This is a genomic window from Pseudomonas sp. 43NM1, assembly GCF_002836905.1.
Lineage (GTDB): Bacteria > Pseudomonadota > Gammaproteobacteria > Pseudomonadales > Pseudomonadaceae > Aquipseudomonas > Aquipseudomonas prosekii.
In genome coordinates this window covers 1-12,970 of sequence record NZ_MKGS01000147.1, presented here as the reverse complement: position 1 = coordinate 12,970, position 12,970 = coordinate 1, and the positions used below count along the sequence as shown (strand labels likewise).

Annotated in this window: 12 protein-coding genes and 1 pseudogene; 10 read left to right on the top strand and 3 right to left on the bottom strand. The window is 59.6% G+C overall.

Annotated elements, in window-relative coordinates; translation table 11 throughout:
• The first annotated feature begins 82 nt into the window (after nt 1–82).
• A complete protein-coding gene (locus BI292_RS16190; protein WP_101208450.1) occupies nt 83–1,030 on the top strand; it encodes a LysR substrate-binding domain-containing protein in 948 nt (315 codons plus the stop codon).
• A gap of 69 nt (nt 1,031–1,099) precedes the next feature.
• On the top strand, nt 1,100–1,465 hold the full coding sequence (locus BI292_RS16185; RefSeq protein WP_092271765.1) for a 5-carboxymethyl-2-hydroxymuconate Delta-isomerase: 366 nt from the start codon (nt 1,100–1,102) through the stop codon (nt 1,463–1,465).
• A 1-nt stretch (nt 1,466) separates the two neighbouring features.
• Here BI292_RS16185 and BI292_RS16180 read toward each other — a convergent pair whose 3' ends face one another.
• Nucleotides 1,467–2,402 (bottom strand): LysR family transcriptional regulator, encoded by a 936-nt coding sequence (locus tag BI292_RS16180; RefSeq protein WP_092271762.1) that lies wholly within the window; start codon nt 2,400–2,402, stop codon nt 1,467–1,469.
• Nucleotides 2,403–2,621: 219 nt separating this feature from the next.
• The gene (locus BI292_RS16175) at nt 2,622–3,806 is read right to left on the bottom strand and encodes a cyanate transporter (protein WP_101208449.1); all 1,185 of its coding nucleotides are present in this window, start codon (nt 3,804–3,806) and stop codon (nt 2,622–2,624) included.
• 488 nt (nt 3,807–4,294) lie between these two features.
• On the opposite strand from BI292_RS16175, the gene BI292_RS16165 reads away from it, so the two are divergent.
• The 6 genes from BI292_RS16165 to BI292_RS16140 all read left to right on the top strand — a co-directional run bounded on the left by BI292_RS16165 (nt 4,295) and on the right by BI292_RS16140 (nt 10,830).
• Complete coding sequence (locus BI292_RS16165; protein WP_101208448.1) at nt 4,295–5,677, top strand: glutamine synthetase family protein; 1,383 nt, start codon at nt 4,295–4,297, stop codon at nt 5,675–5,677.
• Nucleotides 5,678–5,843: 166 nt separating this feature from the next.
• Complete coding sequence (locus BI292_RS16160; protein ID WP_101208447.1) at nt 5,844–7,493, top strand: phosphoethanolamine transferase; 1,650 nt, start codon at nt 5,844–5,846, stop codon at nt 7,491–7,493.
• A gap of 73 nt (nt 7,494–7,566) precedes the next feature.
• Nucleotides 7,567–8,229, top strand: coding sequence for a class I SAM-dependent methyltransferase (locus tag BI292_RS16155; protein ID WP_101208446.1), 663 nt, complete (start codon nt 7,567–7,569; stop codon nt 8,227–8,229).
• 123 nt (nt 8,230–8,352) lie between these two features.
• Complete coding sequence (gene rnd / locus BI292_RS16150) at nt 8,353–9,486, top strand: ribonuclease D (RefSeq protein WP_092271742.1); 1,134 nt, start codon at nt 8,353–8,355, stop codon at nt 9,484–9,486.
• Complete coding sequence (locus tag BI292_RS16145) at nt 9,483–9,776, top strand: YcgL domain-containing protein (protein WP_007898694.1); 294 nt, start codon at nt 9,483–9,485, stop codon at nt 9,774–9,776. The genes rnd and BI292_RS16145 overlap by 4 nt, the downstream gene beginning before the upstream one ends.
• 121 nt (nt 9,777–9,897) lie before the next feature.
• On the top strand, nt 9,898–10,830 hold the full coding sequence (locus BI292_RS16140) for a D-2-hydroxyacid dehydrogenase (RefSeq protein ID WP_101208445.1): 933 nt from the start codon (nt 9,898–9,900) through the stop codon (nt 10,828–10,830).
• A 47-nt stretch (nt 10,831–10,877) separates the two neighbouring features.
• On the opposite strand, the gene BI292_RS16135 is transcribed toward BI292_RS16140, so the two are convergent.
• Nucleotides 10,878–11,471, bottom strand: a complete 594-nt coding sequence (locus tag BI292_RS16135; protein ID WP_101208444.1) for a nitroreductase family protein — start codon at nt 11,469–11,471, stop codon at nt 10,878–10,880.
• Between the two features lie 278 nt (nt 11,472–11,749).
• Between BI292_RS16135 and BI292_RS16130 the strand changes: the two genes are divergently transcribed.
• Nucleotides 11,750–12,199, top strand: coding sequence for a YcgN family cysteine cluster protein (locus tag BI292_RS16130; RefSeq protein ID WP_092271732.1), 450 nt, complete (start codon nt 11,750–11,752; stop codon nt 12,197–12,199).
• Nucleotides 12,200–12,267: 68 nt separating this feature from the next.
• A pseudogene (locus tag BI292_RS16125) lies at nt 12,268–12,970 on the top strand (hypothetical protein); the annotation flags it as partial.

Sequence of the window (12,970 nt, the reverse complement as noted above, 5' to 3'; positions counted from 1 at the left end):
CGCACAATGCTGATCATGCCGATAGACGCCACCCCCCGGCCTTTCTAAACTGCCCCGAGTATTGGGGACCGGGGTGCAGTGAATGAATCGCAATGAACTACGCAAAGCCGACATCAACCTGATGGTGGTGTTCGAGACATTGATGCTCGAACGCAACGTGACGCGGGTGGCGGAAAAGCTGTTCCTCGGCCAGCCCACCATCAGTGCCGCGCTCAACCGCTTGCGCACGATGTTCAATGACCCGCTGTTCATTCGCGTCGGCCACCGCATGGAGCCGACGGCGCGCGCCGAAGAATTGATTCAGTATTTGTCGCCAGCATTGGATTCACTCTCCGTGGCGCTGAGCCTGACCCACGATTTCGACCCCGCCAGCAGCACCATGACATTCCGCATCGGGCTGTCGGACGATGTCGAATTCGGCCTGCTGCCACCGTTGTTACGGGCACTACGCCAAGAAGCGCCGAAAGTCGTGTTCGTGGTTCAGCACGTCGATTACTGGCGCATTCCCGACCTGCTGGCCTCGGGCGATATCACCGTTGGCATCAGCCAGACGCGCGGTTTGCCAGCGAATGCCAAGCGCAAATTGCTGCGGCATATTACGCCGAGCCTGTTGCGCGCCGACGCGTCCGACACGCCGCTGACCCTCGACGAATATTGCTCACGCCCACACGTGCTGGTTTCCCACACGGCGAATGTCAGTGGATATGCGGATGAATGGCTGGCGGAGATTGGTCGGACACGTCAGGTCGTGCTGTCCGTGCCGCAATACAGTTCGTTGCCAGCGCTGCTGGCGGGCACCGATCTGATCGCCAGCCTGCCGGACTACACCGCCACAGCCATGGCGGCGTCCGGGCAATTGTTTCAGGAACCGTTTCCGTTCAAGACCCCGACGCTGGACTTGTCGATGGTCTGGCTCAGCCATGTCGACACCGATCCGGCCGAGCGCTGGTTGCGTTCACGGCTCGAAGCGTTCATGAGTGAGCGCGGTTTCGCCGACCAGCCCGGCACAGAAAAAGCCGCCGGAGCCTAGCGCGGCTCTTCGATAAACCGCGCTGTGATATATGTAGCCACTTTTCCGCCCAACCTCAGGAGCATCGCCATGCCACACCTGCACATGGAATACACCGCCAACCTGCCCGGATTGAACGCCGACGTGGCGTTGATTCGGCTCAACAATACGTTGGTGGGTTCCGGTCAGTTTGCGGCGGAATTCGATATCAAGGGTCGCGCGGTAAAAGTCGAGACGTTCAAGGTCGGCACCGCGATGGGCGAGCGAGCGTTTGTGCATGTGAAGTTGGCGCTGCTCAGTGGTCGCTCGCCGCAGATCAAAAAGCAGCTTTCCGAGAGCCTGTTGGCGGTGGTCAAGGATCTGTGTGAATGGCCGGCGGGTGTCGAGGTTCAGTTATGCGTGGAAATCCTCGACATTGATCGCGAGTCCTACGCGAAAACCGCCATCGGCGTCTGATTCAGGCCGCTTGCTGCTCGGCGCAGGCGTTCACCACCTGCTCGCGCAGCCAGGCATTGGCACTGTCCTGATCGACATTCTGGCTCCACTGCATGTCGAGGGAAAAACCCGGCAAGCCGTTCGGCGCTTCGCAATGGTTGAACACCGCTTCGTTGGCCAGCAAACGCTGGATGCGCCGGGGCAACGTCAGAATGAAATCAGTGCCAGTAATCATCTTCAGCGCTGCGCTGTAGCTGTTCGATCGCGCCACGATCTGGCGTTTCTGCGCCTGCCGCGCCAGCCAGCCGTCGACCATATTGGTAGTCGAAGACCACGGCGTCGGAAACACATGTCGGCGTTCGGTAAACGCTTGCAGGCTTAAACGCGGTTCCAGCGGCGTGGCGCGTTTGTCGAAGACGCAGACCAGATCATCTTCCAGCAGCGGTCGGGATTTCAGATCGTTGTGGTTGCAGTGAAAATTCGGACCAAAACAGATCACCAGGTCGAGGCTGCCATCGCGCAGTTCCTCCGCCGGAATGTCGGTTTCGAATTTGTGCATGTTGACCATCACCGGCAAATCGGCGAAATCCAGACTCTTCAGCAGACGCGGCAGAATCAACTGCTCGAAGTATTCCGGTGCGCAAATGTTGAAGGTGACTGGTTGCGCTGTCGGGTCGAAGGAGTGAGCGCCGGCATGACACAAGTTGATGCTTTCGAGGATTTTCAGCACGTGGGGGTACATGGTGCTGGCTTTGTAGGTTGGACGCATGCCGCTGCGGGTGTTGATAAACAACTCGTCTTCGAAACTGGTGCGCAGTTTTTTCAGGCAGTAACTCACCGTGGACTGACTGACAAAAAGGGCCTCCGAGACCCCGGTGACGCTGCTTTGCTCGTACACGGCGATGAACACCATGAGGTCCTGCATATCGAGCTTTCTAAGCAAATTACTGTTCAGCATCCGTTCTGCCTCGCTGTAACTCCTTGCGCTGACGGTGCGCAAACGTGTGCGAACGATCCTAACGGAACGATGGTGCCAGGAGAATGGCTCGTAGGAAGTTTCCCTGTCGGGTGTGGGACAGAAAATGTAGAGAACACGACCTGCGATTTTCGAGCGCCGGTTTGGCGAGGTTTGCACCGACGCGCGCGCATGTTCAGCAACTGTGTTCAGCAAATGTGTTCAGCGAATGTGTTTGGCGTAATGCCTTGGGTCAAATCGCAACACCATCAGCATCATCAGCGCGACGATGGCGGTCAGTGACCACCAGGCCCATTCGAAACTGCCGAGTTGATCGCGGATCATCCCGGCGATCAGCGGCGACAGGCCGGCGATCAAATAGCCGATGCCCTGAACGAAAGCGGTGAGCCCGCCCGCGCGCCGGGGCTCGTCGAGGTGATCAAGCGACACGATCAGGCTCATTGGAAACAACCCGCCAATCCCCAAACCGAGCAGGCACGGCCACAACAGGCTCAAATGTTGCGGGCTGAGAATCAGGCCGCAGAAACCCGCCATGATCAGCCCCAACAACACCAGTAAAACCAGACGCCGATCACGGCTGCGGTTGGCGATGGCCGGGGTCAGAAGACCGGAGATCACTTCCATGGCGGTGAGGAAACCCAGCAATAAACCGGCGTTTTGTTCACTCCAGCCTTTTTCCACGTAGTACGGCGCCAGCCAAGCGAGCACGCAGGTGTAGGACGCGGTGCCCAAACCGAAGAAGAAAGCGAGTAACCAGGCGCGGGAATTGGCGAAAAAGGATTCGCGACGCGGTGTTTGCGCGGGCAATGGCGGAATCGATTGGCGCTGGGCCATCCAGAACAGCAGCGCAAGCAAGGCCAGCGCCGCCCAGACCGCCAGGCCCATGCGCCAACTGCCGGTTTGGCTCATCACCAGTGGCGCAAAAGCCGCCGCGATCGCCGCGCCGCCCATGATCGACGTGACGTAAAGCCCCATGCACACCGCGACGTTATTGCCGAATCGCGACTTGATCAGCGCAGGCATCAGCGCCTGGATCAGCGCGATGCCAACTCCGGCGGCAATGGCGCTGACGATCAGTTCAGCGGCGGAATTCAGCCACAATCGCGAAGCAGTGGCCACGCCGATAATCAGCAGCGACAGCACCACGGTGCGCTGCTCGCCCAAACGTTGACTGACGCCAATGCCGAAAAACATCGCCAGCCCCATCGCCATCACCGGCAGCATGGTCAGCAAAGAGGCGAGGCTGAAACTCAGTGGGATATCGCCGCGAATCGCCGAGAGCAGCGGGCCGACAGCGGCCATCGATGGGCGCAGATTCAACGCGACAAGGATGATGCTGATCATCAACCACAGGGCAGGGCGGGTTGTTGCACGAACGTTTTCCATCGGTGAGCCTTACAAAAACAAGGCGCCGATTAGGCGCGAGGGACGCGGTCGCGGCAAATCAGAAAGTCCGCCGTGGTATTTAGAAATTAAATACCTGCCCCGCGCAGGGGGTGGCGTGGCTGGAATGTTTAGCCAGTCCACACCCAAAGTTCTTCAATTCCCGGTTGAATCCCCCAATCACCCGTGTGACGCTGCGGCTCTTCGGTTTTCTGCGGTTTTTTTATGCACGGTCGGCCAGTCGCACTCCAGCATCCGGCACCCAGCGGCGCTTCTGCGTTTAACCGTGGCCGTGGCTTTTTAAACGCCACCGCACCGACCCTTTCTGCACTTCCCTCCGAATTGGCCTTCTGGGCGCTGTGGCATTGCCGACACGCGCGCCCGCCGGACTCCTGCGCTTCCCGTTGATTTTTCCTACAGGTCCCGCGCTGTGCGGCGGGATCAGATCGGCGACGCCAGAGCGTTTGCCTAGCGCGAAAACGAGAATTCCCATGAGTTGTGCCACGACCCCCTTCGCCACGCAGCAAGAAGCCCTGAATTTTCTGGAACAGAATCCGGATATCGAGATGTTCGAATTGTTCATCGTCGACAACAACGGCGTGCCGCGCGGCAAGTTGCTGCACCGCGATGAACTGCTGGCGGTGTATGAAAGCGGCCGGCCACTGCCGAGCACCATTCTCGGCCTGACGATTAATGGCGACGACGTTGAAAACTCCGGGCTGGTGTGGGACGTCGGCGATATCGATTGCCGCGCTTACCCGGTCAGCGGCAGTTTGCAACGCATGCCGTGGCGGCTGATTCCGACGGCGGCGGTGCAGGTCAGCATGCATCCAACAGAAGGCATGCCAGCGACGATTGCCGACCCTCGGCACTTGCTGGCAAAGGTTATCGAAGGCCTGCAGGCCGACGGCTATTACCCGGTGATGGCGGCGGAGCTGGAATTCTATTTGCTTGATCAGCAGCGCGACGCCAACGGTCGGCCGCAACCGGCGCGCGATGTCGATGGTGGGCGCCCGCGCGCCACGCAGGTGTACGGTTTGCGTGAACTGGAGCAGATCGAGCCGTTCCTCGCCGACCTGTACAGCGCCTGCAAATTGCAGGGCATTCCGGCGCGCACGGCGATTTCCGAATACGCGCCGGGCCAGGTCGAAATCACCCTCGAACACCGCACCGACGCGCTGCAAGCGATGGACGAAGCGGTGCGTTATAAACGCTTGGTCAAAGGCGTGGCGCACAAACACGGGATGGCGGCGTGTTTCATGGCCAAACCTTTCGATGATCTGGCCGGCACCGGCATGCACATGCACGTCAGCCTCGCCGACAAGGATGGCAACAATCTTTTCGCCAGCGAAGCGCCGGACGGTACGCCGCTGCTGCGGCACGCGGTGGGCGGCATGCTTAACACCTTGCTCGACTCGCTGCTGCTGTTCTGCCCGAACGCCAACTCCTATCGACGCTTCCAGACCAACAGCTACGCGCCGCTGGCCGCCACGTGGGGCGTGGACAACCGTACCGTGAGCCTGCGCGTGCCCGGCGGGCCGGCGTTTTCCCGGCACATCGAACACCGCATCTGCGGCGCCGACGCCAATCCGTATCTGGCCGCTGCGGCGATTCTGGCCGGCATCCACCGTGGCATTCGCGAACAACTCGACCCCGGCGCGCCGGTGGAAGGCAACGGTTACGCGCAAGCTACCGAGCTGCTGCCGACCGATTGGCTGACCACCTTGCGCGCACTCGAAGGTTCGAGTTGGGCGAAAGAAGCATTTGGCCAAGCGTTTCTCGGCGTGTACCTGGCCGTTAAACGCGCCGAATATCGGCAGTTCATGGGCGAAGTCGGTGAGCAAGATTGGCGTTGGTACCTGAACCAGACCTGACTGTTTCCCAAATACGTTAAAAGTTTGCTGGTTAAACCTGAAGCCAACTAATCGTTGGCTTCTTTTTCACAAAAAATTGATGGTTGCCTGCTTAAAGTTTGTGCTGTTGCGGAAAATGAATTTTTCACATTTATCGGCGGCACTCTTTCCAGGACTATCAATTCCCATGTTCAAGTTAAAAGCCGTGCGCCCCGAGTGGGTGACACTGATTGCCAGCGCGTTTTTATTAGCCGGTTTTAATTGGGTGCTCTGGCAACACTTGTTTGAAATCACGGCTTCCAACGCACAGGGCATCCTGATGCGCGTGGCGTTCGCGGTCATGGTGTTGGCTGCGTTCAATATCGTGCTGACCCTGCTGGCGTTTCGGCCGATATTAAAGCCGCTGTTGACGTTGCTGTTTATGGTCAGCGCTGGCGTGGCTTATTTCATGAGCCAGTACGGCGTATTGATCGACGCCGGCATGTTTCGCAACCTGGCTGAAACCAATCCTGCCGAAGTTCGCGATTTACTCTCGCTGAAGTTACTGGCGTTTATTGTTGTGCTTGGGGTTTTACCTTCCTGGTTGTTGTGGAAAACCCCGATCGTTTACCGCGCCTGGCATCGCGACTTGTTAAGTAAGGCGCTTGTGAGTATTGCGTCGGTCGCAGTTATCGGTGGCGTGGCGTTAGTGAACTATCAAGGTTTGTCCTCGTTGTTCCGCAATCACCATGAATTGCATTTGATGGTGGTGCCAAGCAACTACCTGGGTGCGTCCATCGGGTATTTACGGGAGCAAGTGGCGTCGGCACAGCAGCCCTTCGTGAAAATCGGCGAGGACGCCCGCAAAGACCTGACTTGGCAAACCCACGGGCGCAAATCCCTGACAGTGCTGGTGGTCGGCGAAAGTGCCCGGGCCGAGAACTTCGGCATCCTCGGCTACGACCGCGACACCACCCCGCAACTCAGCAAAGAAGCAGGCCTGATTGCCTTTACCGACGTGCATTCCTGCGGCACCGAAACCGCCGTGTCGGTTCCGTGCATGTTCTCCAACATGGGTCGCAAGGATTACAACGCCAGCCAGGCAAAAAATGAAGAAGGCTTGCTTGATGTACTCAAACGCGCCGGCCTCGAAGTGATCTGGCGCGATAACCAGTCAGGCTGCAAAGGCACGTGTGATCGGGTGACACTCGACGATGTCAGCAACTTGAAAGACCCGGCGTTGTGCGCCAACAGCGAATGTCGTGACGAAATTCTGCTGCAAGGTTTGCAGCACTTTATCGACACGCTGGATAAAGACACGGTGTTGGTCCTGCACCAGATGGGCAGCCACGGCCCGGAATATTTCAAGCGTTACCCCAAGGAATATCAACACTTCACCCCGGTGTGCGAAAGCAATGCGCTGAACAATTGCAGTCGCGAAAGTATCGTCAACGGCTACGACAACACGCTGGTCTACACCGACCACGTGCTGTCGACGCTGATTGATTTGCTGCGGCGCAATCAGGACAAAGTTGATACCGCGATGCTCTATCTGTCCGACCACGGCGAGTCTTTGGGCGAGTACAACCTGTTCCTGCACGGCACGCCTTACATGATGGCGCCGGAACAACAAAAACATGTGGCAATGCTGGCGTGGTTCTCCGACAGCTATCAACAGGCGTTCTCGGTCGACACTCATTGCCTGCAACTGAGCCGCGAAAAACCCCTGAGCCAGGACAACTTGTTCCATTCGATGCTGGGTTTGCTGGAAGTCGACAGCAAAGTCTACAACCCCGACCTGGACATGTTCGCCGGATGTCGGCGGGCGGTGATCGACGGCGAGTTGGCAAAAAAATAATCGTTTCGACTTATTTTTCACAGGCTTGGCGCTAATGTGCGATCGGTCGATATTCCAACAAGAGCCCCTGCACATGTCCGCGCTGCCCCCATCCGCCGTCGAACTTGAGTTCGCCCGGCGCTACGATCTGCAACACGCCCGCGTCTGCCAGCAGCCGCAATCGCGTGGATGGGTCGAGCGTCTGGCGTTCTGGCGCGTCGAGCAACTGGTGCGCAACGCGCTGAATGTTGCCGGCGAGCCGGGGTTGCTGCTGGATGTGGCGTGTGGCGCCGGGCGATTCTGGCCGGTGCTGGCCGAGCACGGTAACCGGGTGATTCTGGCGTCCGATCCGTCGCAGGACATGCTCGATCATGCGCGTGTGCATCATTCGCAGCAGTTGCTGGAGCGGATCAAGACCTTCCAGAGCTCGGCGTTCACCCTCGACCTGTCGGCGAACGCGGTGGATTGCATGATTTGCATGCAATTGTTTCAGCACATCGCCAGCCCGGAGCACCGCTTGGCGATGTTGGCGGAGTTTCATCGCGTCAGCCGCGACACGGTGATTGTCGCGGTCAGACTGCAAAACCGTTTCGGGCGTCGCTCATCTTCGATCAAGCGCAGTGCGTCCACGCCGCTGGCGAGCAAGGCGTTGGTCGAAGCCGAGTTCAAACTGGCGGGTTTCCGGCTGCTCAGTCATCAGGATTTCTTCCCCGGTTGTGCGCGTATGCGGGTCTACGTCCTGCGTAAGGCCAATTAACCTCTTTTTGACAGACGTTTCTTGCCTTCGCGTGAGTCTTTTCGCTAAAGCTCTTGTTCAGTGGATGCGCGGAAATCGCCGGGGGCGATATATACTGCGCGCCATTCTTCAAGGGAGAGCCGTGTGGCCATCGATATTCACTGGATTCGCGACAACGATAGCCTCGGTCAGTTTTGCGCCGAGTGGCAGCAGCTGCCATTCGTTGCCCTCGACACCGAATTCATGCGGGTCGACACTTTTTACCCGATTGCCGGCCTGTTGCAGATTGGCGATGGTGTACGCGCTTACCTGATTGATCCGCTGACCATCGATAACTGGCAGCCGCTGGCCGCGTTGCTGGAAAACCCGGCCGTGGTCAAAGTCGTGCACGCGTGCAGCGAAGACCTCGAAGTGTTGCTGCGCCTGACCGGCAGCCTGCCGGCGCCGCTGTTCGACACGCAGTTGGCCGCCGCTTACCTGAACCTCGGTTTCTCGATGGGTTATTCGCGGCTGGTGCAGGAAGTGCTCGGCATCGATCTGCCGAAGGGCGAAACCCGTTCCGACTGGCTGCAACGTCCGCTGTCCGACACGCAAATCAGCTACGCCGCCGAAGATGCGCTGCATCTCGCGGAAGTTTTTGTACGCTTGCAACCGAAGTTGTCCGAAGACAAATACCAATGGGTGCTGGAGGACGGCGCCGAACTGGTCGCCAACCTGCGCCGCGAGGTCGACCCGTACGAGGTCTACCGCGAAGCCAAACTGGCCTGGAAGCTCTCCCGCGCGCAACTCGCGGTGCTGCGTGAACTGTGCGCCTGGCGCGAACGCGAAGCGCGGGCCCGCGACCTGCCGCGCAACCGTATCGTCCGTGAACATTCGCTGTGGCCACTGGCGCGCACGCAACCGGACAACCTCGGCGCGCTGGCGAAAATCGAAGACATGCACCCGCGTACCGTGCGTCAGGACGGCGAATTCCTGCTTGATCTGATCAAGCGTTCTGCCACTGTGTCGCCGGACCAATGGCCGCCCGCCGTGCCGGAGCCGTTGCCGGTGGACGCCGCGACGCTGATCAAGCAATTGCGCGCCATCGGCCAGGCTGAAGCCGAACGCCTGAACATCGCGCCAGAATTGATGCTGCGCAAGAAAACCCTGGAAGCGCTGCTCAAGAGCGGCTACCCCAACGGTCCTTACCAATTGCCTGATTCGCTGCGTGGCTGGCGCCGCGAATTGATGGGCCAGGCGCTGCTCGACAGCCTGGCCACCGCCGGAGAACAGCCTTGAAACGTATTTGCTCCATTTATCGCAGCCTGAAGAAAAACGAGATGTACCTCTATGTGCTCAAAAGCGATGCACTGGAGCGCGTCCCGGAATCGTTGATGGCGGCGTTCGGCAAGCCGCATCACGCCTTCGACCTGGTGCTGACGCCTGAGCGCAAGTTGTCGCGCGAGGACATCACTGTGGTCCTGGAAAACCTCGAGAAGCAGGGCTACCACTTGCAGATGCCGCCGGCCGAGGACGAGTACATCGAGCACTTGCCCGAAGAGTTGCTGCGTCGCAACGACCCGATGTGATCGGCAGACAGGTTCTGTTCAGAGCCTGTATGAAACACTGGAATGATTTTGGCGATGGCCGTGGTCAGGGAGCGAATCTCCTTCAACGGCCGTTTGCTCTGTTTTTCGAAAGGTTTGAACCATGCGCGTTCTGATTGCTGAACACGACCACCCTGTGTATGCCCAATTGTTGCGTCAGGCCGCGCCTGAGCTGGAAGTGCTGACCAGCGGTGATTCCGCCGAGTTGGCACGGCAGGCCGCCGATTGCCCGATCTGGCTCGGCCAGCCGGATCTGCTGGCGAACCTGCTGCGTCAGGGCCATCAGCCACAGTGGCTGCAATCGACTTGGGCCGGCATCACGCCGCTGCTCGCCGACGGCCTGCCACGCCACTATCGCCTGACCCGCGCGGTGGGGATTTTCGGCCAGGTCATGGCCGAATACGTTTTGACTTACATGCTCGGCCACGAGCGCGAAGTGCTGGCGCGGTTGGTCAGCCAGGTCGAGCGCAAGTGGGACAGCCGTCAGGGCCAGAGCCTGGCGGGGCGCAAGGTGTTGATCGTCGGCACTGGCGACATTGGCCAAACCGTGGCCAATTTCCTCGTGCCGTTTGGCGTCGAACTGTACGGCATCGCCAGCGAGGCGCGCGAGCAGGCACCGTTTGTTGAAGTGGCTGCATTGGCGGACTTGCCGCGTCTGGTCGGCGAAGTCGATTACGTGGTCAATCTGCTGCCGAACACGCCGAATACCCATGATCTGTACGACGCCGCGCTGTTCAAGCAATTCAAGCCGACTGGCGTGTTGATCAACGTCGGACGCGGGGTGGCGGTGGTCGATGCGGATCTGGTGGAAGCCTTGAAAGAAGGGCATCTGGCGGGCGCGGTGATCGACGTCTGCCGTCAGGAACCGCTGCCGCAGCGCCATCCGTTCTGGACCGCCTGGGGTTTGCTCCTGACCGGCCACAGCTCGGCGCCGACTTCGCCATCAATGATGGTCAAGCTGTTCGTCGACAACCTGCGCGCCTATCACGCGGGCGAAGCGCTGCGCGGCGAAGTTGATTTCGAACGCGGATATTGATCGCAATGATCGTTCCTACGTTTAGCGTGGGAACGATCGGGTAGCGTTCAGAGGGTGAAATCACCTTCAGCCGCCAATTCGCTCAGCGGGCGGCGTGGGCTCGGGGCCTCGCGCGCTTGCAGGTATTGCGCCAGTGTCGTTTTATCGCCGAGTTTGCCGACCGCCACTGCTGCGTGCAGCGCATAACCCTGCGGGATGTTCAGTTCTTTGCGCGTCAGTTCCTGATCGAAACCGGCCATGCCGTGGGTGTGCCAACCGCTGAGGCTCGCTTGCAGCGCCAGATGTCCCCACGCCGAACCGGTGTCGAATTCGTGAGTCTGCGCCGGGGTTTCTTCGGTCGCACCGGGCACTGCAAAAGTCGTCTTCGAAATCACAATCACCAGCGCCGACGCATGCTGCGCCCAGCCGCGATTGAACTCGTTGAGCAAACCGAGAAACCGCGCCCAGTTCGGCGTATCGCGGCGCGCATAAAGAAAGCGCCACGGCTGCGAGTTGTAGGCCGATGGCGCCCAGCGCGCGGCTTCGAAAAAGCTCAGCAGGGTTTCTTCGGCAATCGGCTCGCCGGTAAACGCACGCGGCGACCAGCGATCGGTGAATTGGGGATGAATGGCGTAATCGGCAACGCGTGGAGTGGCACTCATGCAAATCTTCCTTGTTACGGTTGAGTCAGAGTCGGAGTGAAAAACCTGCGGCCGCAGTTAGCTGAGCGATGAGGTTTTTGCCGAGCCGTGGTGGTCACCGGAATGCAACGCGGTTGCGCGTTAATGGCCTTCAGATTTGGCTCGTGGCGACTGGCAAAGCTACTTCGCGGCGCCACAACTGACAAGCACGTTATACCGACAGTCGCCAGCACTTGGCCCACAAGGCGCGGGGCACTAGACTGGCGGCCTTTTCACCACCTGATGTTGATGCTCGAACCATGGCCGCCGCAATCGAACCGTTCTGGAAACGCAAAACCCTCGAGCAACTCGATACCCTGGAATGGGAATCGCTGTGCGACGGCTGTGGCCTGTGCTGCCTGCAAAAGCTTGAAGACGAAGAAGACAACAGCGTCTATTACACGCGCATCGCCTGCAAACTGCTGGACCTGAAAACCTGCCAGTGCAGCGATTACCCGAACCGCCGCGAGTTCGTCCCCGATTGCATCCAGCTCACTCCGGGCAAGGCTGAAGAATTCCGCTGGTTGCCGCCGACCTGCGGTTATCGGCTGGTCAGCGAAGGCAAGGACTTGCCGCAATGGCATCACCTGGTGAGTGGTGATCGCGACGCGGTGCACCACGAACGGATCTCGCAATCCGGGCGCATGCTCGCCGAGGGCAGCGTGCCGGAAGACGATTGGGAAGATCACCTGATCTTTCGCGCGGGCTGAATGCCTGGAGTGCGCAGGCACTCACCCCAACATTGTTGATCACCGAAATTTCGCCACAAGGAGTGCGTATGGCTGTGGGATTGCGTCTGGCATTGGCCGTTGCGGCACTGGCCGTGAGTTCGTCGCTGTGGGCGGCGAAGAAGGTCGATCTGGATTATCACGTGCGTCTGTTGCCGCAAAGCGATCAGGCCGAAGTGCGCCTGACCCTGGCGCAAGGCTCGGCGGTGCGCAGCCTCGATTTCGACCTCGGCGACGGCAGCCATTACAGCGATTTCAAGGCTGACGGCCAATGGCAACTGACTCCGGGCAAAACCGCGCGTGGCGTCTGGCAACCGTCCGCCGACAAGGCCAGCCTGACGTATCGCGTGCGCATCAGTCATGGGCGCAAAAGCGGCAGTTTCGACACGCGGATGACGCCGAAGTGGGCGTTGATGCGCGGCGATGATCTGGTGCCGCCAGCCAAACTCGATCAACAGGACGGCGTCGAGTTGGTCTCACGCCTGGAATTCGAATTGCCCAACGGCTGGAAAAGTGTCGAAACCGCCTGGCCGCGCATCGGCAAAAACAAATTCCGCGTCAATAACGTCTCGCGCCTGTTCGACCGGCCCACCGGCTGGATGCTCGCCGGCCACCTCGGCAGCCGCCGCACCCGCCTGGGCGAAACCGAAGTCACCGTCGCCTCGCCGCTGGGGCAGGGCATGCGCCGCATGGACGTGCTGACGCTGCTGACGTTCATCTGGCCGCAGGCGCAAGCGGTGTTCCCGCGTCACC

Bases quoted from the DNA above. Each gene is read 5' to 3' on its own strand.
- BI292_RS16180 (WP_092271762.1), bottom strand. From the start codon at position 2,402: ATGCTGAACAGTAATTTGCTTAGAAAGCTCGATATGCAGGACCTCATG.
- BI292_RS16175 (WP_101208449.1), bottom strand. From the start codon at position 3,806: ATGGAAAACGTTCGTGCAACAACCCGCCCTGCCCTGTGGTTGATGATC.
- BI292_RS16135 (WP_101208444.1), bottom strand. From the start codon at position 11,471: ATGAGTGCCACTCCACGCGTTGCCGATTACGCCATTCATCCCCAATTC.
- BI292_RS16165 (WP_101208448.1), top strand. From the start codon at position 4,295: ATGAGTTGTGCCACGACCCCCTTCGCCACGCAGCAAGAAGCCCTGAAT.
- BI292_RS16185 (WP_092271765.1), top strand. From the start codon at position 1,100: ATGCCACACCTGCACATGGAATACACCGCCAACCTGCCCGGATTGAAC.
- BI292_RS16190 (WP_101208450.1), top strand. From the start codon at position 83: ATGAATCGCAATGAACTACGCAAAGCCGACATCAACCTGATGGTGGTG.
- BI292_RS16130 (WP_092271732.1), top strand. From the start codon at position 11,750: ATGGCCGCCGCAATCGAACCGTTCTGGAAACGCAAAACCCTCGAGCAA.
- BI292_RS16160 (WP_101208447.1), top strand. From the start codon at position 5,844: ATGTTCAAGTTAAAAGCCGTGCGCCCCGAGTGGGTGACACTGATTGCC.
- BI292_RS16155 (WP_101208446.1), top strand. From the start codon at position 7,567: ATGTCCGCGCTGCCCCCATCCGCCGTCGAACTTGAGTTCGCCCGGCGC.
- BI292_RS16140 (WP_101208445.1), top strand. From the start codon at position 9,898: ATGCGCGTTCTGATTGCTGAACACGACCACCCTGTGTATGCCCAATTG.